The organism is Anoxybacillus sp. EFIL (assembly GCF_013096955.1).
Taxonomy (GTDB): Bacteria; Bacillota; Bacilli; order Bacillales; family Anoxybacillaceae; genus Anoxybacillus; species Anoxybacillus ayderensis.
Genome location: NZ_SDLH01000001.1, coordinates 56,341 through 78,593 on the forward strand (window position 1 = coordinate 56,341; position 22,253 = coordinate 78,593).

The 22,253-nt window shown below is 41.9% G+C and carries 23 protein-coding genes; all 23 read right to left on the minus strand.

Going from position 1 to position 22,253, the window contains the following annotated elements; translation table 11 throughout:
- Positions 1 to 11: 11 nt before the first annotated feature.
- Entirely contained in the window at positions 12 to 311 is a 300-nt protein-coding gene (locus tag ES017_RS00240) for a YlxQ family RNA-binding protein (RefSeq protein WP_021094175.1), read from the minus strand.
- Positions 301 to 585 carry an RNase P modulator RnpM gene (gene rnpM, locus ES017_RS00245; protein WP_009732926.1) on the minus strand — a complete coding sequence of 95 codons (285 nt, stop codon included), beginning with the start codon at positions 583 to 585 and terminating at the stop codon, positions 301 to 303. Before rnpM ends, ES017_RS00240 begins: the two co-directional genes overlap by 11 nt.
- 1 nt (position 586) lies before the next feature.
- Positions 587 to 1,690 carry a transcription termination factor NusA gene (gene nusA, locus ES017_RS00250; RefSeq protein ID WP_006322329.1) on the minus strand — a complete coding sequence of 368 codons (1,104 nt, stop codon included), beginning with the start codon at positions 1,688 to 1,690 and terminating at the stop codon, positions 587 to 589.
- A 27-nt stretch (positions 1,691 to 1,717) separates the two neighbouring features.
- Positions 1,718 to 2,188, minus strand: coding sequence for a ribosome maturation factor RimP (gene rimP / locus ES017_RS00255; protein WP_021094177.1), 471 nt, complete (start codon positions 2,186 to 2,188; stop codon positions 1,718 to 1,720).
- 149 nt (positions 2,189 to 2,337) lie between these two features.
- Positions 2,338 to 6,627, minus strand: coding sequence for a PolC-type DNA polymerase III (locus ES017_RS00260; protein WP_042533891.1), 4,290 nt, complete (start codon positions 6,625 to 6,627; stop codon positions 2,338 to 2,340).
- A 100-nt stretch (positions 6,628 to 6,727) separates the two neighbouring features.
- On the minus strand, positions 6,728 to 8,422 hold the full coding sequence (locus tag ES017_RS00265) for a proline--tRNA ligase (protein ID WP_042533889.1): 1,695 nt from the start codon (positions 8,420 to 8,422) through the stop codon (positions 6,728 to 6,730).
- Positions 8,423 to 8,450: 28 nt separating this feature from the next.
- Positions 8,451 to 9,707, minus strand: coding sequence for an RIP metalloprotease RseP (gene rseP, locus ES017_RS00270; RefSeq protein ID WP_042533887.1), 1,257 nt, complete (start codon positions 9,705 to 9,707; stop codon positions 8,451 to 8,453).
- 15 nt (positions 9,708 to 9,722) lie between these two features.
- Entirely contained in the window at positions 9,723 to 10,868 is a 1,146-nt protein-coding gene (gene dxr / locus ES017_RS00275) for a 1-deoxy-D-xylulose-5-phosphate reductoisomerase (protein ID WP_171334596.1), read from the minus strand.
- Between the two features lie 15 nt (positions 10,869 to 10,883).
- Positions 10,884 to 11,651, minus strand: coding sequence for a phosphatidate cytidylyltransferase (locus ES017_RS00280; RefSeq protein WP_042533885.1), 768 nt, complete (start codon positions 11,649 to 11,651; stop codon positions 10,884 to 10,886).
- Between the two features lie 6 nt (positions 11,652 to 11,657).
- Positions 11,658 to 12,422 (minus strand): undecaprenyl pyrophosphate synthase, encoded by a 765-nt coding sequence (locus ES017_RS00285; protein WP_042533883.1) that lies wholly within the window; start codon positions 12,420 to 12,422, stop codon positions 11,658 to 11,660.
- 93 nt (positions 12,423 to 12,515) lie between these two features.
- Positions 12,516 to 13,067, minus strand: a complete 552-nt coding sequence (gene frr / locus ES017_RS00290; RefSeq protein WP_009732918.1) for a ribosome recycling factor — start codon at positions 13,065 to 13,067, stop codon at positions 12,516 to 12,518.
- A 1-nt stretch (position 13,068) separates the two neighbouring features.
- The gene (pyrH, locus tag ES017_RS00295; protein ID WP_021094184.1) at positions 13,069 to 13,791 is read right to left on the minus strand and encodes a UMP kinase; all 723 of its coding nucleotides are present in this window, start codon (positions 13,789 to 13,791) and stop codon (positions 13,069 to 13,071) included.
- A 62-nt stretch (positions 13,792 to 13,853) separates the two neighbouring features.
- Positions 13,854 to 14,735 carry a translation elongation factor Ts gene (gene tsf / locus ES017_RS00300; RefSeq protein WP_021094185.1) on the minus strand — a complete coding sequence of 294 codons (882 nt, stop codon included), beginning with the start codon at positions 14,733 to 14,735 and terminating at the stop codon, positions 13,854 to 13,856.
- Between the two features lie 130 nt (positions 14,736 to 14,865).
- Complete coding sequence (gene rpsB, locus ES017_RS00305) at positions 14,866 to 15,573, minus strand: 30S ribosomal protein S2 (RefSeq protein WP_021094186.1); 708 nt, start codon at positions 15,571 to 15,573, stop codon at positions 14,866 to 14,868.
- Between the two features lie 139 nt (positions 15,574 to 15,712).
- Positions 15,713 to 16,168, minus strand: coding sequence for a hypothetical protein (locus tag ES017_RS00310; RefSeq protein WP_021094187.1), 456 nt, complete (start codon positions 16,166 to 16,168; stop codon positions 15,713 to 15,715).
- Between the two features lie 10 nt (positions 16,169 to 16,178).
- Positions 16,179 to 16,436: a hypothetical protein gene (locus tag ES017_RS00315; protein ID WP_021094188.1), complete on the minus strand. Its 258-nt coding sequence runs from the start codon at positions 16,434 to 16,436 to the stop codon at positions 16,179 to 16,181.
- A 34-nt stretch (positions 16,437 to 16,470) separates the two neighbouring features.
- Complete coding sequence (locus tag ES017_RS00320) at positions 16,471 to 17,211, minus strand: FliA/WhiG family RNA polymerase sigma factor (protein ID WP_042533880.1); 741 nt, start codon at positions 17,209 to 17,211, stop codon at positions 16,471 to 16,473.
- A gap of 28 nt (positions 17,212 to 17,239) precedes the next feature.
- Positions 17,240 to 17,554: a hypothetical protein gene (locus ES017_RS00325; protein ID WP_021094190.1), complete on the minus strand. Its 315-nt coding sequence runs from the start codon at positions 17,552 to 17,554 to the stop codon at positions 17,240 to 17,242.
- Positions 17,554 to 18,054, minus strand: a complete 501-nt coding sequence (locus tag ES017_RS00330) for a chemotaxis protein CheD (RefSeq protein ID WP_035062979.1) — start codon at positions 18,052 to 18,054, stop codon at positions 17,554 to 17,556. The genes ES017_RS00325 and ES017_RS00330 overlap by 1 nt, the downstream gene beginning before the upstream one ends.
- On the minus strand, positions 18,047 to 18,682 hold the full coding sequence (locus tag ES017_RS00335; RefSeq protein WP_042894103.1) for a chemotaxis protein CheC: 636 nt from the start codon (positions 18,680 to 18,682) through the stop codon (positions 18,047 to 18,049). The genes ES017_RS00330 and ES017_RS00335 overlap by 8 nt, the downstream gene beginning before the upstream one ends.
- Before the next feature lie 7 nt (positions 18,683 to 18,689).
- Positions 18,690 to 19,121, minus strand: a complete 432-nt coding sequence (locus tag ES017_RS00340) for a chemotaxis protein CheW (protein WP_085789629.1) — start codon at positions 19,119 to 19,121, stop codon at positions 18,690 to 18,692.
- A 25-nt stretch (positions 19,122 to 19,146) separates the two neighbouring features.
- Complete coding sequence (locus ES017_RS00345; RefSeq protein ID WP_042894100.1) at positions 19,147 to 21,159, minus strand: chemotaxis protein CheA; 2,013 nt, start codon at positions 21,157 to 21,159, stop codon at positions 19,147 to 19,149.
- 14 nt (positions 21,160 to 21,173) lie between these two features.
- Positions 21,174 to 22,244, minus strand: a complete 1,071-nt coding sequence (locus tag ES017_RS00350; RefSeq protein WP_085788787.1) for a protein-glutamate methylesterase/protein-glutamine glutaminase — start codon at positions 22,242 to 22,244, stop codon at positions 21,174 to 21,176.
- Between the last annotated feature and the right edge of the window lie 9 nt (positions 22,245 to 22,253).

A 22,253-nucleotide genomic window follows, 5' to 3' on the forward strand; every position in this document is an offset into this window, starting at 1 on the left:
CCCCCAAAATGTTAGAGCATCGTTTTTAGCTTTTGTGCGAATCCTTCATCTGTAATTGCTACAACGACCCGTGCTCCTTTGCCAATCGCTCCACCTAATTCATAGCGATTGTCTACATAACAAAGCGGAACGCGATAAAACGTACATTTATCGGAAATTTTTTTTCTCGTATTTTCTGACGCATCTTCCGATAAAATGACAAGCTTCACACGCTGACGCTGAATTTCTTTCACAACGAGCTCTTCTCCCGAAATAACTTTGCGCGCCCGATTCGCTAATCCGAGAAAAGAAGCCCACGGTTTATGATTCATTTGTTTCTCCATTCTCCTTCTCAGCGAGCTGTAATAGCTGTTCGTAAATCGAATCATCAATAGTCGCTTTCAAATGATGCGCAAGCGTATTTTTCTTTTTCGCAAGCAAAATGCATTCTTTACTTAGCGTAATGTATGCACCGCGTCCCGCCTTTTTTCCTGTCGGGTCAATTGATACGTCGCCTTCTTTTGAACGAACGATGCGAATAAGCTCTTTTTTCGGCTTCATTTCCCCTGTGACAACACATTTGCGCATCGGAATTTTTTTCGGCATATTATTCCACCTCACTAATCTCCTCTTCGTCAACTTGGAACGATGATGAAGAACGAGGGTAAATACCTAATTGCTCCGCTTCAGACTGACTTTTAATATCAATTTTCCAATTTGTTAATTTCGCTGCTAAACGAGCGTTTTGCCCACGTTTCCCAATGGCAAGCGAAAGTTGATAATCTGGTACGATGACCGTTGTTGCCTTTTCTTCTTCGTTGACAATGACGTCAAGCACTTTGGATGGACTTAACGCATTAGCGACAAATTCAACTGGATCCGCTGACCAACGAACGATGTCGATTTTTTCGCCTTTTAACTCGTTTACGATCGCTTGTACCCGTTGTCCTTTAGGTCCAACACACGCACCAACCGGATCGACTTCTGGGTTATCGGAATGAACAGAAATTTTCGAGCGATCTCCTGCTTCGCGTGCGACCGATTTAATTTCTACCGTACCGTCATAAATTTCTGGCACTTCTAATTCAAACAATCGCTTTAATAAACCTGGATGCGTGCGAGATACGTAAATTTGTGGACCTTTTGTCGTTTTTTCGACTTTTGTAATGTACACTTTAATGCGATCATGTGGCTTATACGTTTCATTCGGCATTTGTTCGCTCACCGGAAGCAACGCCTCAATTTTGCCGAGGCTGACGTAAATAAATTTCGAATCCGTCCGCTGAACAATACCTGTCATAATATCTTCTTCTCGGTCAACAAATTCGGCATAAATGACTCCGCGCTCTGCTTCGCGAACGCGTTGCGTGACGACTTGCTTTGCTGTTTGCGCAGCGATGCGTCCGAAGTTTTTCGGCGTCACTTCAATTTCAACGACATCGCCTACTTGATAATTTGGATTGATTCGCTTCGCTTCATCAAGCGAAATTTCTAAGCGTGAATCGTACACTTCATCGACTACTTCTTTGCGAGCAAATACGCGAATCGTTCCTGTCTCTTGATTAAAATCGACGCGAACGTTTTGCGCCTGATTAAAATTGCGTTTATAAGCGGACACAATAGCCGCCTCAATCGCTTCAATTAACACTTCTTTACTAATGCCTTTATCGCGCTCGAGCGCCGTTAGGGCATCCAACAACTCTGTATTCATGAACCGGTCGTCCCCCTTTAATGTGAATTAAGAGAAAATGACAGCTAGCCGTGCACTAGCTACTTTTTCGTATGGAATGGTCACCATTTTTTTCTTTGTTTTGACTTTTACTTCTACGGTCACCGTTTGACCATCAAATGCAGTTAATAGTCCTTCAAATTCTTTTTGACCATCAATTGGCTCATACGTTTTCACATAAACGTTTTTCCCAACGGCGCGTTCAAAATCTTTCGCCTTTTTAAGCGGACGTTCTGCTCCCGGTGACGATACTTCTAAAAAATAATTGTGCGGAATCGGATCGATTTCATCAAGCTTTTCACTTAATCGTTCGCTTACGACACCGCATTGATCGATATCAATTCCAGTTGGTGAATCAATAAAGACGCGCAAAAACCAATTCTTTCCTTCTTTCACATATTCAATGTCGACAAGTTCTAACCCCATATCTGTCACGATCGGGGTAACGAGCTCCTCAACGATGTGCGTCACTTTTTTCATGTTGGTCCTCCTAACTGCAAGAAAATCCCTTGCGGTTGGCAAGGAATCTCAAATCAATACGAAAGAGTGGGTTTCCCCACTCTTTTTGTCCATTATCTTTACCATTTCCACTAGAACTATAACATATTGGCAAAAAAATTGCAACTCATTCAAAAGAGTGATAATTGATTGTGATCCGGTAGCGACTGTAAGCACCCACGGCTTTCGAGATATTCTAAAATCGTTTTCGATACTTTGCCGCGTTGTTGCAAATCTTCTTTCGATAAAAACTCGCCTTCTTCACGTGCGCGTACAATGCTTTGAGCCACGTTTGTCCCTAGTCCAGGAATCGCATTAAACGGCGGAATAAGCGAATTTCCGTCAATAATAAACTCTGTTGCTTGTGAACGATACAAATCAATATTTTTGAACGAAAATCCTCGTTCGCACATTTCAAGGGCAATTTCAAGCACAGTCAACAAGCTTTTTTCTTTCGGGGACGCATCGAGCCCTTTTGCTTGAATTTCTTCAATTCGTTTACGAATCGCAGCAGACCCTTGAATCATCGCATCTAAATCAAAATCTTCTGCACGCACAGTAAAATACGATGCGTAATAAAGAAGCGGATGGTGGACTTTAAAGTACGCGATGCGAACAGCCATGAGCACGTAAGCAGCAGCATGCGCTTTTGGGAACATGTATTTAATTTTTTTACATGATTCAATGTACCATTCTGGCACATCATGTTTGCGCATTTCTTCTTCAAACTCAGGCGTTAATCCTTTTCCTTTTCGAACGGACTCCATAATTTTAAATGCTAACGACGGCTCTAACCCACGATAAATTAAATACACCATAATGTCGTCGCGACATCCAATGACTTCAGATAGCGTACATGTCCCATTTTGAATGAGCTCTTGTGCATTGCCGAGCCAAACGTCCGTTCCGTGCGATAACCCGGAAATTTGTACAAGTTCTGAAAATGTTTTCGGTTTTGTTTCTTCTAACATTTGACGAACAAATCTTGTACCGAACTCTGGAATACCAAGCGTTCCGGTGTTACACATAATTTGTTCCGGCGTCACACCAAGCGATTCCGTGCTACTAAAAATTTTCATCACTTCCGGATCGTCTGTCGGTATCGTCTTCGGATCAATGCCACTTAAATCTTGTAACATCCGAATGACCGTTGGATCATCGTGTCCGAGAATATCAAGTTTTAATAAGTTATCATGAATAGAGTGGAAGTCAAAATGCGTCGTGCGCCACTCCGCGCTCGTATCGTCGGCTGGATATTGAATTGGTGTAAAGTCATAAATATCCATGTAATCTGGCACGACAATAATCCCACCTGGATGTTGCCCTGTCGTTCGTTTCACTCCTGTACATCCTGCAGCTAAACGATCAATTTCCGCCCCGCGCACATGAAGGTTGTGATCGTTTATATACCCTTTGACGAATCCGTATGCCGTTTTGTCAGCGACAGTACCGATCGTTCCTGCACGATATACGTTATCTTCACCGAATAACACTTTCGTATAGTTATGCGCTTGCGGTTGATACTCACCCGAAAAGTTTAAATCGATATCTGGCACTTTATCTCCTTTAAACCCTAAAAACGTCTCGAACGGAATATCGTGACCGTCTTTATTGTATCGCACGCCACATTTTGGGCAGTTTTTATCCGGTAGGTCAAATCCTGAGCCGACCGAACCGTCATCGAAAAACTCGGAATGTTTACAGTTCGGACAAACATAATGCGGTGGAAGCGGGTTCACTTCCGTAATCTCCGTCATCGTTGCGACAAACGATGAGCCAACCGAGCCGCGTGAACCGACAAGATATCCGTCATCAAGCGATTTCTTTACAAGTTTATGAGAAATTAAATAAATGACTGCAAACCCGTGACCAATAATGCTTTTTAATTCTTTTTCTAGCCGTTTTTCAACGATGTCTGGAAGCGGGTCACCATAAATACTTTTCGCCCGTTCATAGCTCATCCGACGAATTTCTTCGTCCGCTCCTTCAATTTTCGGTGTGTACAATTCATCTTTAATCGGTTTCACTTCTTCGATTAAATGAGCGATTTTTTTCGTATTTGTCACAACAATTTCTTTTGCTTTTTGTTCACCAAGAAACGAAAACGCTTCTAACATTTCGTTTGTCGTACGAAAATGAACGTTTGGCAATTCGTGTCGATTTAACGAATTTCCACCAGATTGTGAATGAATTAAAATTTTGCGATATATTTTATCTTCTCGATTGATGTAATGCACATTTCCAGTCGCAACAACCGGAATGCCGAGCCGTTCGCCAAGTTGCACAATGTTTGTAATAATTTCTTTGAGTGCTGCTTCATCGCGTACGTATTCCATCTCAATAAGCGGCGCATATACTTCTGGCGGATGCACTTCAAGAAAGTCGTAAAACGGTGCAATCGCCTCCGCTTCTTCAATTCCTTTTTGCATCATCGCTTCAAATAACTCGCCTTTATCGCAACCTGATCCAACTAAAATGCCTTCGCGATGTTGTTGCAATACGGAACGTGGGATGCGTGGCACGCGATAAAAATAGTTCACATGTGAAAACGATACGAGTTTAAATAAATTTTTTAAACCGACTTCATTTTGTACAAGCAACGTTGCATGAAACGGTCTGGAACGTTGGAACGCCCCTTGTTCTTTCGATGCTTCGTTTAATTGGTCGAGATATTGAATTCCTTTTTCATCAAGTTCTTTCACCAAATGAATAAGTAAATATCCTGTCGCCTCGGCGTCATAAATCGCGCGATGGTGCTGGGTTAATTCAATATTAAATTTCTTACAAAGCGTATTTAAACGATGGTTTTTTAACTCTGGATATAAATAGCGAGCAAGTTCAAGTGTATCAATAACCGGATTCGTTACTTTACCTCGATTTATCTTTTTAAATCCTGCATTTAAAAAACCGATGTCAAACGTCGCATTATGAGCAACGAGCACACAATCATCGATCCAATGATAAAACTTTTCTAACACTTCTTCGACATCTGGCGCATCTTTTAACATGTCATCTGTAATTTTCGTTAATTCGATTGTCGTTGCGGAAAGCGGGTGATGCGGATTCGCAAACGACTCAAAACGGTCGATAATTTCCCCGTTTTTTACTTTGACCGCTGCTAATTCAATAATTGTATCATATACAGCAGAAAGCCCTGTCGTTTCCACGTCAAATACGACAAACGTATCGTCCATTAGCCGTCGATGCGCCTCGTTATAAGCGATTGGTACCCCGTCATCGACAATATTTGCTTCTAGTCCATATAAAATTTTTACACCATATTTTTTTCCCGCACTATATGCTTCCGGAAACGATTGAACGACCGCATGATCCGTGACAGCAATTGCTTCATGCCCCCATTTTTTCGCTTGTTCGACAAGCTTTGTAATGGAAGCGACCGCATCCATTTGGCTCATTTGAGTATGAACGTGCAATTCTACCCGTTTTTCTTCCGCTGTATCTTGACGTTCATTCGGTTTCACTTCATTCAAATCGTTCGCAATAAGCACAAGATCTCGCACGAATGTGTCATTTTGCACGCTGCCGCGCACTTTTACCCACATTCCTTTTTTTACACGTTGCATAAGCTCGGCGTCTTCTTTATCGCGCGAGAACATTTTGACAAGAATCGAATTTGTATAGTCCGTTATTTTTAACGTCAATAACGTACGTCCGCTTTTTAGTTCTTTTGCTTCAGCATCAAAAATGTATCCTTGCACAGCGACGCGACGTTCTTCCTCTACAATTTGATCGAGCGGACGAATATGTTCGTCATCTTTAATTTGATAGCCGATCACAAGCGGACCGCTTGTGTCACTTACAGTAGGATCTTCTTGTTTCGGCATTGCTTCCATAAACGCGGCTAACGCTCGTTCTTCATCTTCTTTTTGTTTTTGCACTAAAAATTGTTCAAACTGCTGCTCGTCGTGTTTTACACTCGCTTCTAACTGCAAGTGCGGAAATCCGAAAGAAACATACGTCGCAGCGAACATTTCCGCAAATCGCTTTTTCAACGCGATCGCTTCTGCTTCATTGCGCGCTTGTACAGTGACTTTCGTCCCTTTTACTTCCGGTTGCTGCTGTGTAAGTAGTGAAAAAAGCGGTGATGTTTGTTGAATCGTGTCAACAAATATTGGCCAGTACGACACGACATCTTCAGCAGTAAACGTTTGATCTTCTACTTCTATCGTGCATTGCACATCGGCAATATGGCGAAATTGTTCGATTAGTCGTTTACGAAACTCGACATATACGTGCGCTCGTAAAATCGCAGGAAATCGAAAATAAAAGTGCCAACATTTCATTCGTTTATCAACAACAACTTTTTCAATCCGTCCATGCAATAAGTCATCTGCCATATGTGAAGAAAGCTGTAGCTGTTGTAGTAAAATCGAAAATCGTTCTTTTTGTTCTTCTCTCATCGTTGTTCGTTACAAAAAATGTAACGGTACACCTCCCTTTCTTTTTTATACATCGTTTGGGAGCGATAGACGACAGAAAGAGGGGGGCCCCCCTCTCTGCCTATAAGTAACGGCGCAACGTTTCGACTAATTGCGACACGTGTACTTCTTCTGTTTCACCTGTTTTTCGTACTTTTACTTCAACGATTCCTTCATTTGCACGTTTTCCGACCGTCACACGCACAGGTAACCCAATTAAATCGCTGTCAGCAAATTTGACTCCTGGACGCTCGGCACGATCGTCATACAGCACTTCAAATCCTTCTTGTTGTAAACGTACATACCATTCATCAGCAAGCTCTCGTTGCTCGTCCACTTTTGGATTTACAGAAATTAAGTGAATGTGGAAAGGAGCCACCGCAGTTGGCCATATGAGTCCATGCTCATCGTTATATTGCTCAGCAATTGCCGCAAGCGTACGCGATACACCGATACCATAACAACCCATAATCATCGGCTGCGTACGTCCGTTTTCATCTAAATACGTCGCATTCATCGCTTCGCTATAACGAGTCCCAAGTTTAAATACGTGTCCAACTTCAATTCCGCGCGCAAAACGAATCGTCCCTTTTCCATCTGGTGACGGATCCCCTTCTTGAATGAAACGCACATCCGCATATTGCGCAGCAAAATCACGATCTGGATTGACCCCTTTATAATGGTAGTGCGCTTCATTCGCTCCACACACACCGTTGACAACCGCTTTTACCGCATGGTCAGCTAAAACGAGGACACCATCACGAACACCAATCGGGCCAAGTGAACCAATCTCACAGTTCATCACTTGCTTCGTTTCTTCTGGCGTTGCCAATTCTACAACAGTTGCTTCTAATATATTTTTTACTTTTACATCATTGACTTCATGATCACCGCGCACAAGAACGAGGACATAGCGATCGTCTACTTTAAATAATAGCGACTTGATACATTTTTCTTTTGGTACTTGAAGAAATTGGCTCACTTCTTCAATCGAACGTTGTTCTGGTGTATGCACTTTCTCAAGCGGTGCATGCGGTTCATCACTTCGCTCATAAGTCGTAATCACCGGCGCCATTTCAATGTTTGCCGCATAATCAGACGAATCTGAATATGCGATCGTGTCTTCACCAACATCGGATAAAACCATAAATTCATGCGTATCTTTGCCACCCATTGCACCAGAGTCCGCAATGACGGCACGGAAATTTAATCCGCAGCGTCGGAACACGTTCGCATATGCTTCGTACATTTTATTGTACACTTCGTCTAAACTTTCTTGTGAAGCGTGGAATGAATACGCATCTTTCATAATAAATTCGCGACCGCGAAGCAAACCGAAGCGCGGACGTTTTTCATCGCGAAACTTCGTTTGAATTTGATAAAGCGTAAGCGGTAACCGTTTATACGATTTCACTTCATCACGAACGAGCGCCGTAATGACTTCTTCATGTGTCGCACCGAGTGCAAAGTCGCGATCGTGACGATCTTTTAAACGCATTAATTCTGGTCCGTATGAATACCAACGACCTGATTCTTGCCATAATTCCGCTTGTTGAAGCGCTGGCATCAACAGTTCAATAGCACCAGCACGCTCCATTTCTTCGCGAATGATCGCTTCAATTTTTTGCAGCACGCGCTTACCAAGTGGCAAAAAGCTATATACTCCGCTTGCATTTTGGCGAATAAAGCCGGCACGAAGCAGCAGTTGATGGCTTTTAATTTCCGCATCTGCCGGCACTTCACGTAATGTAGGAATAAACGACATACTTTGTTTCATCTTTTTTAGCACCTCTTACTTCATTTAATTATAAGAAAAATTTTTGAATGTCATTCCATGTAACAACAAGCATAAGCAACATAAGAAGGGCAAAACCGATAAAGTGTACAATGCCTTCTTTTTGACGATCAATCGGTTTTCCACGCAACGCTTCAATCGCAAAAAACGTTAACCGTCCTCCATCGAGCGCCGGAAGTGGAAGCAAGTTGATAATGCCTAAGTTAATGCTTAAAATCGCTCCCCATTTCATTAAGTAATACACACCGGATTGAGCGACTTTATGAGTCGAAACAGCAATGCCAACAGGTCCGGACAACATATCAAAAGAAAATTTCCCCGTCAACAAATGACCTAATCCAACGATGATTTCTTTTGTCCAATAGTACGTCTCTAACGCTCCTTGTTTTATCGCCCCGACAAACGACTTTTCCATCGGTCCATACACACCGATGAGACCGATCGTTTCACCTTCGATCGTTTTCTTTTCTGGTGTGACGGTGAGATCAATGATTTGACCGTTGCGATTTACTTGAAATTGAAGCGGTTTTTCTGGGCTTTTTCGAATGATTGTCACAACATCTGTCCAAGAAGACATCGGCTGTCCATTAATCGACATGACGACATCCCCTTGTTGTAGCCCAGCTTGACGTGCAGCACCATCCTCTGTCAATTCACCAATCACTGGTTTATCAACCGGATAACCTTGCAACAGTCCGATAAGAATGAAAATGACAAGCGCTAAAATAAAATTCATCAACGGACCAGCAAAAATGGCCATCGCGCGCTGTCCGAGCGTTTTAGAACCAAATTGACGATCGTATGGCGCAATTTGCACTTCTTCTCGATCGATGACGATGTAAGCAGGATCGCTTAATTCAAAGCGTTGTAAACGCTCATCATCGCCTTCATATCCTTCAATATATAACTCATGTTCAAAATCAGCGCGTTCTACTTCAATGATTTTCGCATCGGGATATTCGTCTTTATGATTGACGATCACTTTTTTCACTTTCCCGTCTTCATGAAACAATAAGCCGACAACTTGACCGCGCTTCACGTCAATCATTTCTGGATCTTCGCCGGCCATGCGCACAAAACCGCCAAGCGGGAGCAAACGAATCGTATATGTCGTTTCTCCTTTTTTCATCGAAAACACTTTCGGACCGAATCCAATCGCAAATTCGCGACATAAAATACCTGCTCGCTTTGCGAAAATGAAGTGCCCTAATTCATGAAAAAACACAAGCGCACCAAAAATGACAATAAAAGCAATAACCGTTTCCAACGTTTCAACCACCTTTTACATGTGTAGTGATTTTACATATTGTCTCGTTTCACGATCGACTTCGCGAATCGTCTCAAGATCTGGATGAGCAATCGGCACGTGCCGCTCCATCGCTTGTTCAATGCATTGTTCAATCGCTAAAAACGATATTCGTCCAGCTAAAAAGGCTGCCACCGCTTCTTCATTCGCTGCATTTAATACGGTCGGCATCGTTCCACCTATGTTTCCTGCCTCATAAGCAAATTGTAAACAACGGAACCGGTTCATGTCCACTTTTTGAAAATGCAACGTGGCTACTTGTGCTAAGTTCAGTCGTTCGATATGTAGCGGAAAACGATCCGGATACGTTAGCGCATATTGAATCGGTACGCGCATATCTGGCGTTCCAAGCTGAGCAATTACGCTTCCGTCATGAAATTGCACCATAGAATGAATGATGCTTTCTTTATGTAAAAGAACGTCAATTTGTTCGTACGGTAGGTGGAACAACCAATGTGCTTCGATCACTTCAAGCCCTTTATTCATCATCGTTGCAGAGTCGATCGTAATTTTTGCTCCCATCGACCAATTCGGATGTTTTAGCGCTTCTTCCACCGTGACATGTTCTAGCTGCTCGCGCGTACGATCGCGAAAACTGCCGCCGGATGCCGTCAAAATAATACATTCGATATTTTTTTGTTGTTCTCCTTGTAAACATTGGAAAATAGCGGAATGTTCACTGTCCACAGGCAAAATCGACACACCGTAATCGATCGCGTGCTTCATAACGAGATGGCCTGCGGTAACTAACGTTTCTTTATTAGCTAGCGCAATTGTTTTTTTCGCCTCAATCGCTTTTAACGTAGGCACTAGTCCAACGCTTCCTACTACCGCATTGACGACAATGTCAGCTTCTTGAACGGTCGCCACTTCAATGAGCCCATCTTCACCTGAAACGATGCGCACTCGCCCAATATATTCGCTCTGCAACATGTCGGCATCTTCTTTTTGGGCAACACATACAACTTTTGGTGAAAATTGTTCAATGATCATTCTTGCCTGTTCTATATTTCGTCCAGCTGAAAAAGCAACGAGACGAAACGCATCGCGATGAGCACGAATGACGTCTAACGTTTGCATTCCAATCGAGCCCGTCGCCCCTAATAAACTAATTGCTCGCAAGCTGTCCACTCCTTTTTAAACAATGAGGTAAAACAAATATAAAATTGGTAAAATAAACAACAAACTATCAAAGCGATCTAAAATGCCGCCATGCCCCGGCAAAATAGCACCTGAATCTTTTACTCCATAATGCCGTTTAAACGCCGACTCCACTAAGTCACCGAGTTGGCCGAAAACGGATAAAACGACTGTCGCGATCAGTAACATCGGAAAAGATGGAGCAAACGGTGATAGCCACTCATAAACACTGACAACAAAAAGTGCACATAAAATGCCTCCAACAGCCCCTTCAACTGTTTTGTTCGGGCTAATGTGCTCCCACAGTTTTCGTTTTCCAAGCGCTCGACCAATAAAGTACGCTCCGCTATCCGTTGCCCAAATTAAAAAGAGCGCATAAAAAATATACGACAACCCTGCTTCGCGCACGTGAAAAAACGAATAAAACCCAACGCCTACATATAGTAAAGAAGCAATCATAAACCCAACATCATCAAACGTAAACGCATTTTTAGATATGACCGTATAAATGAGCAACAAAAAGAGTCCGATGATGAGGATCCATATGTTTATCATATGTTCATACGGATATAAAAAGAGCCATAATACAAGAAAACTAACGATGCTTGGAAACGAAAAAAGCGACATTTTTTTCATGCGAATAAGTTCAAATAAACCAACCGTAGCGAGTATATACGTTAAGACTAAAAATGGCCATCCGCCATATATGACGATCGGTAAAAAGACTGAAGCTGCAATAATTGCTGTCACAATTCTTTGTTTCATATGAAATTATACGCCTCCAAATCGGCGGCTACGTTGCTGAAATTCATGTACCGCCTGTAAAAAGTGTTGTTCTGTGAAGTCTGGCCATAATACATCTGTAAACCAAAACTCTGTATATGCTAATTGCCAAAGCATAAAGTTACTTAAACGAATTTCCCCGCTTGTGCGAATAAGCAAATCAGGATCAGGCAAATCGTTTGTCATTAAATAAGAATGAAACAACTGTTCATCGACATCGTTTGCTTGAATCGCTCCGTTTTGCACATCGTCAACAAGTTTTTGAACCGCATGTACAATTTCTGCACGGCTTCCGTAGTTTAAAGCAAAGTTTAAAATTAAACCGGTATTTTGTTTCGTCTGTTCGATCGCCTGATCGACTGCACGTAACGTATGTAAAGGTAGTTGGTCTTTATGTCCCATGACGCGCACTTGTACGTTTTCTGCAATTAACTCGGGCAAAAATGTCGTTAAAAACTGTTCAGGAAGCTGCATTAAATAATCGACTTCTGTTTTCGGTCGTTTCCAATTTTCTGTTGAAAATGCATATAACGTTAACACTTTCACACCTAGTTCGTTGGCAAAGCGCGTAATTTTTCGCACCGTTTGCATACCTTCGTAATGTCCAGCCATCCGTGGCAATGCACGTTTTTTCGCCCATCGTCCGTTTCCGTCCATAATGATCGCCACATGCGCAGGAATTGGTCCTTGTAAAACGGTTTCTTTTGAATACGCTTCTTCTTTGTTTTTCCATCTTTTCATCTTTTCAAACATAAGCGCATGTCCTCCAGCTTTGATCGATCGTAATTAGGCTGTGCGCCCTATTTCGTAATTATAACAAAAAACCCTCTATAAACATAGAGGGACTTATACTTCCATCACTTCTTTCTCTTTTTCTTTCGTAATCGCATCGATTTTTGCGATATGATCGTCTGTTAGTTTTTGAATATCTTCTGTATAACCGCGCAATTCATCTTCAGTAATTTCACCGTTTTTCTCTAGCTTTTTCAACTCGTCGTTTGCATCGCGACGAATGTTGCGCACAGCGACTTTTGCTTCTTCAGCATATTTTTTCACAAGCTTAACGAGTTCACGGCGGCGCTCTTCAGTAAGCGGTGGAATCGCAATGCGAATGACTGAACCGTCGTTTGAAGGTGTTAAACCTAAATCTGATGCTAAAATCGCCTTTTCGATTTCTTTCAATACAGATTTGTCATACGGTTGAATGACAAGCAGGCGCGCTTCAGGCACTTGAATGCCGGCTAATTGAATAATTGGCGTTGGCATGCCGTAGTAATCGACCGTAATTTTTTCTAATAATGCAGGATTCGCACGACCTGCACGAATCGTTGCAAGTTCACGTGAAAAAGCTTGAACCGCTTTATCCATCTTTTCTTTCGCGTTCGTTAATACTTGCATGTTATTTCCCCCTTACAATTGTTCCGATATTTTCACCTAATACAGCACGTTTAATATTTCCTTCTTCCATAATGGAGAAAACAATGAGTGGAATATCGTTATCCATACATAGCGATGAAGCAGTCGAGTCCATGACGCCTAATCCTTGTTTAATGACATCTAAATAAGAGAGTTCATCATATTTGACTGCGTTTTTGTCCACTTTTGGATCGGCGCTATATACACCGTCTACGTTGTTTTTCGCCATTAAAATGACATCCGCTTCAATTTCTGCAGCACGAAGCGCGGCTGTCGTATCTGTTGAAAAGTACGGGTTTCCTGTTCCTGCTGCAAAAATGACGACACGTTTTTTCTCTAAGTGACGAATCGCTCTTCTTCGAATGTACGGCTCGGCTACTTGGCGCATTTCAATCGACGTTTGCACACGCGTTTGTACACCGAGCTGCTCTAAGCTATCTTGCAGCGCGAGCGAGTTCATCACCGTTGCTAACATTCCCATGTAATCAGCTGTGGCGCGGTCCATCCCCATTTCGCTACCAATTTTTCCACGCCAAATGTTTCCGCCCCCAACGACAACGGCAACTTCGACTCCTAGTTCTGCCACTTCTTTTACTTGTTGAGCGATCGATTTAATGACAGACGGATTAATTCCAAATCCTTGCTCTCCCGCTAACGCTTCACCGCTTAGTTTTAAAACGACACGTTTATACTTTGGACTTTCCATTGTAAACCTCCATACCGTTCTTTAAAAATAGGGAACACATATGTGTTCCCTATTTGTCTTCATTACTTACGAACTTGGCTCATAACTTCTTCAGCAAAGTTATCTTGGCGCTTTTCAATACCTTCGCCTACTTCGTAACGGATGAAGCTTTTCACAGTTGCACCATTAGACTCTACAAATTGACGCACTTTCACATCTGGATTTTTCACGAAGCTTTGCTCAAGTAAGCAAATGTCTTCAAAGAATTTGCCTAAACGGCCTTCAACCATTTTTTCAACGATATTTTCAGGCTTTCCTTCATTTAATGCTTGTTGTTTTAACACTTCGCGCTCGCGAGCGATTTCATCTGCAGATACTTCATCGCGAGAAACGTATTTTGGATTAATTGCCGCGATGTGCATCGCTACATCTTTCGCAACGTCGCTATTTGTTGTACCTTCTAATACAGTTAATACAGCAATGCGACCACCCATGTGTAAGTACGCACCGAATGCAGCGTTGTCTCCTTTTTCAACAACCGCAAAGCGACGTAATGTAATTTTTTCACCAATTTTAGCGATCGCTGCATTAATGTGTTCTTCTACTGTCGCACCGTTATCCATTTTTTGTTGTAAAGCTTCTTCGACTGTTGCAGGTTTATGTTTTAATAAATGGTCAGCTAATTCTTTTACTAATGTTTTAAACCCTTCGTTTTTCGCAACGAAGTCTGTTTCAGAGTTTACTTCTAAAATCACTGCTGTATTTTCATCTACTTCGATTAACGTTGTTCCTTCCGCTGCGATACGATCTGCTTTCTTCGCTGCTTTCGCCATTCCTTTTTCACGAAGCCAGTCGATCGCTTTTTCCATATCACCGTTTGTTTCTGTTAATGCTTTTTTGCAGTCCATCATTCCTGCACCTGTTTTTTCGCGCAATTCTTTTACCATTTGAGCAGTAATTGCCATGTCAAACATCCTCCTTTTTTATGTGCGAAATCGTATGTACACAAACCGAAACGGTTTGTATGCTTAGTATGCCCGATTTTCTTAAAAAAAGGTGATAAAAGGCTTCCCCCTCTTATCACCTTTCACATGTTTACTCAGCTGTGACAACCGCTTCTTCGCCTTGTTTTGCTTCTAAAATCGCATCCGCAATTTTAGCTGTAAGAAGCTTCACAGCGCGAATCGCATCGTCGTTCGCAGGAATGACGTAGTCGATTTCGTCTGGATCGCAGTTTGTATCCACGATTCCGATGATCGGAATGTTTAATTTACGAGCTTCTGCAACGGCAATGCGCTCTTTGCGTGGGTCGATAACAAATAACGCATCTGGCAATTCTTTCATTTCTTTAATACCGCCTAAAAACTTTTCAAGACGCTCTAATTCTTTCTTTAGTTTTACCACTTCTTTTTTAGGCAATACATCGAATGTGCCGTCTTCAGCCATTCTTTCGATCTCTTTTAAACGTTTAATACGTTTTTGGATCGTTGCAAAGTTTGTTAACGTCCCACCTAACCAACGTTGGTTTACGTAGAACATGCCAGAACGTTCTGCTTCTTCTTTCACAGAATCTTGCGCTTGTTTTTTCGTACCAACGAATAAAATTTTGCCGCCGTTTGCCGCAAGTTCTTTGACGAAGTTGTACGCTTCTTCTACTTTTTTCACTGTTTTTTGCAAGTCAATGATGTAAATACCATTGCGCTCAGTGAAAATGTATTTTTTCATTTTTGGGTTCCAACGACGTGTTTGATGCCCGAAGTGAACCCCTGCTTCAAGCAACTGTTTCATTGAAATAACAGACATCTTTCATCCTCCTAGATGGTTTTTTTCCTCCGCTCACGTCATTTTTAAGCAAGACTGCAAAGCAGCACCGTTGCTTAAATCGATGAGCGTGTGTATTCACACCAAATAGAACTATATCATAATTAAAAAGCACATTCAACTACTTTTGGTGAAATTTAAGCAAAAGCTCTATTTCTGTCTTCCCACGCTTCAATGCTTTCGCGATTTCATCCATTGTTTTTCCTTGTTGTTGAAGTTTTAACGCTTCTGAAATGAGCGACTCGAGCGACGGCTCTTCCTTCGGCGAAGTTGTTGATAATTCCACTCGGTCAACAACGTCGTCAACTGGAAGTCGCACTTGTTCGTCTCGAAATAGGGGAGAGGCTTCTTTTTTCTTTTGACGAACGGCCGATGATGTCATTTGTTTAACAAATCGTTCGTTTTCCTCTTTAAACTGCATTAAATATGTCGTCATCATCGTTTCCATTTCGCGAATTAGCTCCGCTTGCTCTCTTTCTGTCTCTTTAATTTTTGCCCATTTTAATGATAAAAGAATAATGAGAAAAAGCGAGACACCATGCAGAACGAAGCTGATCAACCATAAAAACGTCGTCATATCATCCCTCTTATCCAATAAAATCAATATGTGTTCCTTTGTAAGGATGTTTACTTTTTTCTTTTTTCTCAGACTGTTTTTTCCACTTCGCGCGTTCGCTTTGTTCCGCTCTCGTCACTTGTTGCCGAATGCGCTCATCTTGTTTTTTCATTTCTGTTGCAAGCTGTTGCTGAGCAAGCTGTCCGTATTGTTGCATATGTTCTTGCCATTTTCCGAGCTCATGCGTTTTCGGCAACGCCACTTGTAACTCGACTAATTTTAAACTCATGTTCTCACTTCCTTCATAAAGTGATGAAGGACTGTCATATCGCTTGCTCAATCAGTTTGCGCATTTTAAATAAGGCTTTTGCGTGAATTTGGGAAATTCGTGACGTGGACAGTCCCATAATATGTCCGATTTCTGTAAACGTCAATTCTTCTTTGTAAAATAAACTAATGACTAGCTGTTCTTTTTCATTTAGCTGTTGAATGATATTCGCTAATTGCGCAATTTGTTCTTCACGCAACATATGTTCTTCGGGCGACAGAGATCGATCATCGCGAATCGTAAATGACGGTTGATCGTCGTCATCATCAAACGGTCGCTCATCTAAAGATAAAACATTGGCGAAAAACTGTTCGCTCATCACCGCATACACTTCATCTTCTGAAATGTTTAATGCTTCCGCCACTTCTTTAGCGCTGACATCACGCATGTAAGTTTGTTGCAACTGCTCAATTGTTGCTTCTATTTTTTTCGCCTTGTCTCGTACGCTGCGCGGAAGCCAATCTTCTTTGCGCAATCCGTCTAAAATCGCGCCACGAATGCGAAAGGAAGCATACGTATCAAATTTTAAATCGCGTGAAGGATCGAACTTTTCTAGCGCATCATATAAGCCAAGTAGCGCTAAACTTTTTAAATCTTCTCTTTTCACGCTTTTCGGAAGGGATGAAGCAATACGTTGCACATGATAATCGACAAGTGGCATATATTTTTCAATCAGTTGATCGCAAGCCTCGCGATCGCGAGCATCAATCCACTTTTGCCAGCATTGCTCAATCATATCATCCCCCCTAAATGTTAACGTTCATTTACTTTTCTTCCTGCCTCAATAGTTGCCGAATATACTCTGCTACTTTTTGTTGCTCTTCTTCGTTTAAATTTTCAATCATCTGTTCCACTTCGATTTCATCTGATGATGTGAACGACATGTTTTGTGTCGATACATCTTTTTGAATAAACGCCATCATCCAACGAATGATAAATGCAAAAACAAAGAAAATAACAAATGCGATCAACGCACGTATCATAGATGTCGATACACTATTTTGCAATAATGAAGAAAAAAAAGCGACGATACAGCCAAATAAGGCAAACATCACGTTAAATTTCCATGTACTAGCCATTACATTTCCCGTACCCCTTGATTTACTGTTCGAATGAGCAACATGCCTGTTTTCGGATGAAATTCAATCGTTCGTCCACTACTCCCTCCGACGTCTTCAGCAACGATTGGGATGCGAAAACGTTGAAGCTGCTCACGAACAGCCTCAACGTTGCGCGGTCCGATGCGCATCATATCTGTCGTACCTGTACGAAACTGAAACATTTGCGCACCGCCAGCCATTTTTGCCTTCAAATGACCATTTCTTCCCCCCGCCCCAATGACTCGGCGCACTAACTCTTCAATCGCAGTGTCGGCATATTTTGCTACATTCATGTTTTCGGATTTTGCTAACGATGAGTCAGGGAGCATGACATGCGCCATCCCTGCCACTTCTTTTGCTAAATCATACACAACGACACCGACGCAAGAGCCAAGTCCACATGTACGAATGACATGTGGTGCCTTTACTACATTCATGTCAGCAATTCCTACTTTTACTACTTGAACAATTTCACTCATCATGTTCCACACCTAAAGCCCGAAAAATAATGTGAAATGATTCAGGGTCAGGGAGTAGGAAAAAGTGTCCGTTTACACGGTCATCAGGCTGATGTTCTTCATGAATGGCTGTATCAACGACAATGACATGATCGCCAACGCGCGACATTTCAATTAATCCATAGCTTAAAATCGCACCAATCATATCAATGCTAAGCGCCGGAACAGATGGATATAAATTTAAATGAGTAAAATCTGACAAAGACGATAAATACGAACCGGCTAAAATGTTGCCTAGCTCTTGCAACGCAGATAGCGACAATTCGGAACAATCTTGCTCTAGTTTAAACTGTTCATCGCCAATCATTTGCTGAATAAACCGCTCCGCTTGTTCAATAGATAATACGAAAAACATATTCCCTGGCGCATCTCCTTCAATGCGCAAGAAAACAGCGGCGACGACATTGTCAGCTCCTCCAACAATATCCATCATTTCATCAAATGAAATGATGCGCACATCCGGAATCGTCATTTCAATTTTTTTATTTAACAGCTTTGATAACGCTGTCGCTGCGTGACCCGCACCAATATTTCCAATCTCTTTTAGTATGTCCATATGGACGGCATCCATCCGTTCAAAATATGACATGGACGATTTATCCTTTCTCTGTTTTTAATACTTTTTCTAAGTTTAATAAAATGAATAGTCGTTTTCCAATTTTCACGACACCGTTAATATATTCCGCTGTTGTTGTATCCACTACCTCTGGTGGCGGTTCAATCGCTTCTGTTGAAATATCAACGACATCGTTTGCCGCATCAACAATTAAACCGACTTCCATATCATCGAGCGCAACGATAATGACGCGCGTATGGTCAGAAAACTCGGCTTCCTCTAAACCGAAACGCATGCGCAAGTCAATAATCGGTGTTACAACGCCGCGCAAATTAATGACGCCTTTCACATACTTCGGAACGCGAGGAACGCGCGTAATATGTTGAATTTTTTCAATTGAACGTACTTGTTGAACTGGAATGGCATATTCTTCGTCTTTTAATTGAAATACAATCACTTTCAGCTCAGCCACATTATATTCCCCCTCTCGCTTGTCCCTACTTAATGAGCGCATTGCAGTCAATAATGAGCGCCACTTGTCCGTCACCTAAAATGGTCGCTCCAGAAATCGCAAACACGGACGTTAAGTAGTTGCCAAGCGATTTTAACACCACTTCTTGTTGACCAATAAACGAATCGACGACAAGTCCAGCCATTTTTTCACCTTTCCGCACCATGACGACCGATAAGAAATCGTCTTCTTCCTTGACGACAGGCACTTCAAAAATATCTTTTAAGAATAAAAGCGGAACAACTTTTCCACGGAAATCAATGACTTTTTGGTTATGAGCATGTAAAATATCTTCTTTCTTCACAATAGCCGTTTCGATAATAGATGACAGTGGAATTGCATATTTTTCCTTTTGAATTTCAACTAACATGACAGAAATAATAGATAGTGTAAGCGGTAGTTGAATCGAAAAGACGGAGCCGACTCCTTCCTCTGAATCAATTGATACCGAACCACCAAGCGATTCGATCGTGCTTTTGACAACATCTAAGCCGACACCACGCCCAGAAATATCAGATACTTTATCTGCTGTCGAAAAACCTGACGCAAAAATAAGCTCATATACTTGTTTATCCGTTAAATTCGCCGCATTTTGTTCGGAGATAATCCCTTTACTAATCGCTTTTCTCAACACTTTTTCACGGCTAATGCCTGCACCGTCATCTTCAATTTCAATAAATACATGGTTGCCGCTATGATACGCTTTTAACTTGACTGTCCCCTCTTCCGGCTTTCCTTTCGCACGGCGCACATCTGGCGTTTCAATACCGTGGTCGATTGCATTGCGCAATAAGTGAACGAGCGGATCGCCGATCTCATCAATCACCGTGCGATCAAGCTCCGTTTCTGCTCCGATAATTTCAAGGTTAATTTTCTTTCCTAAATCGCGAGCTAATTGACGAACCATGCGCGGGAAGCGGTTAAATACCGTTTCAACAGGGACCATGCGCATATTTAAAATGATGTTTTGCAAATCGCCTGAAATGCGTGACATACGTTCAACCGTTTCGTGTAATTCTGGGTTGTTTAGCTCGCGTGAAATTTGTTCCAATCGACCGCGATCAATGACGAGCTCTTCGAACAAATTCATTAATATATCGAGCCGCTCAATATTTACGCGAATCGTTTTATTACTCACTTGCTTTCCCGTTTGCTTTTCTTCTTGTGCTTCTTGTTTTTTCTCGACTGTTTGTTCAACCGTTTTTGTTTCTTCTTTTTGTTCCTTTTTCTGCTCTTCTTTTTGTTCGACCGTGTTTTCAGATCTATGTAAATCAACCGGCTGAACGTTTACTTCTTCTACCTCGGACACTTTCATAATGCGTTTTTGTAACTCATCTTGTGATACTTTTGTCACAACTGTCACGACAAATTGATCGTCAAATTGTTCCGCTTCAAGCATTTCTACTGACGGAACAGATTTGATTACTTCACCAATTTGTTCAATGACTTCAAAAATCATAAATACACGAGCGGCCTTTAATAAGCAGTCGGAACGCAATTTTACGCTCACTTCGTAGCTATGAAATCCTTGCTCAGCTGACTGTTTTAAAATGGTGTATTCAAATTCATCGTACGTTTGTTCTTGGATTGCATTGCTTTTTTGTGGAGCGACAACGACTTCTCCTTTTTCGATTTGTTTTAACTGCGCAACAACGGCTGTAACGTCACGCTTTCCATCCCCACCTTCTGCAATGGAAACAACCATCGCTTCTAAATCGTCAACGGCACGGAAAATGACATCAAGCAACTCAGGTGTCACCGCAATTTTCCCATTGCGAATGCCATCAAGCACATTTTCCATTTGGTGTGTTAAATTCGCTAAGTCCTCAAATCCCATCGTCGCTGACATCCCTTTTAACGTGTGGGCAGAACGGAAAATTTCATTGACGATCGACACGTCATCTGGATTTTTTTCAAGCTCTAACAATTGTTCGTTAATCGTTTGTAAATGTTCTTTACTTTCATCAATAAACACTTCGAGGTATTGATTCATGTCCATTGTTCCTATCCCCCTCAAACTTGTACGTGCTTCATTACCGCTTCAGCAATATCATCAACATGAACAATTTCATCAACGACGTTCGCAGCAATGGCCGATTTTGGCATGCCGAATACGACTGAAGATTCAGCAGATTCTGCAATAACAAACGTTTTACCAGACATTTTTAACTGTTTTAATCCTGCTGTGCCGTCTGAACCCATTCCCGTCATAACGACGGCAATTTTTTCGTAATCTGTTAGAGCGCTTAACGACTCAAACATGACGTCAACCGAAGGGCGATGTCCGTTGCGCGGTGCTGCTTCATCAAGATGAATGGCAAGCGATGTACCGACACGTTTGACATATAAATGTTTTCCACCCGGTGCGATATATGCCGTCCCTTTTTGAATAACTTCACCGTCTTCTGCTTCTTTCACCCGAATATCGCATAACGAATCGAGGCGGTTCGCTAACGATTTTGTAAATCCTTTTGGCATATGTTGCACAACTAAAATAGGTGCATCAATGGTCGCTGGAAATTTCGTTAACACGTGCTGAAGCGCACGCGGTCCACCCGTCGATGTGCCGATGGCGATGATTTTTTTGTTTCCGCTCACATGTTGTCGTTCGCTTACCTCTATTTTACTATATTGCTTTTGTGGCAACATAGACATTTTTTGCTTTGTCTTTACCGTTCGCAAATTCGCTTCGCTCGCTAAAAGCACCTTTTCGATCATTTTATCTTTAATTTTATATAAATCTAGCGAGATGGCACCTGAGGGCTTAGCAATAAAATCAACGGCACCGTATTGCAACGCTAAAATTGTATTTTCCGCTCCTTCTGTCGTCGTGCTTGAAATCATGACAACAGGAAGCGGACGTTTCTGCATAATATGCTTTAGCGTCTCAAGCCCGTTCATGACAGGCATCTCAACATCTAACGTGACAACATCAGGTTGTAATTGCTCAATTTTTTGTAGCGCTTCTTGTCCATCACGTGCTGTACCGACAACGTGCAAGCGGGGATGTTCTGACAAAAAGTCGCTAATTAATTTTCGCATAAAAGCAGAGTCATCAACGACAAGCACTTTTGCTTTCTTCACGGCGATGAT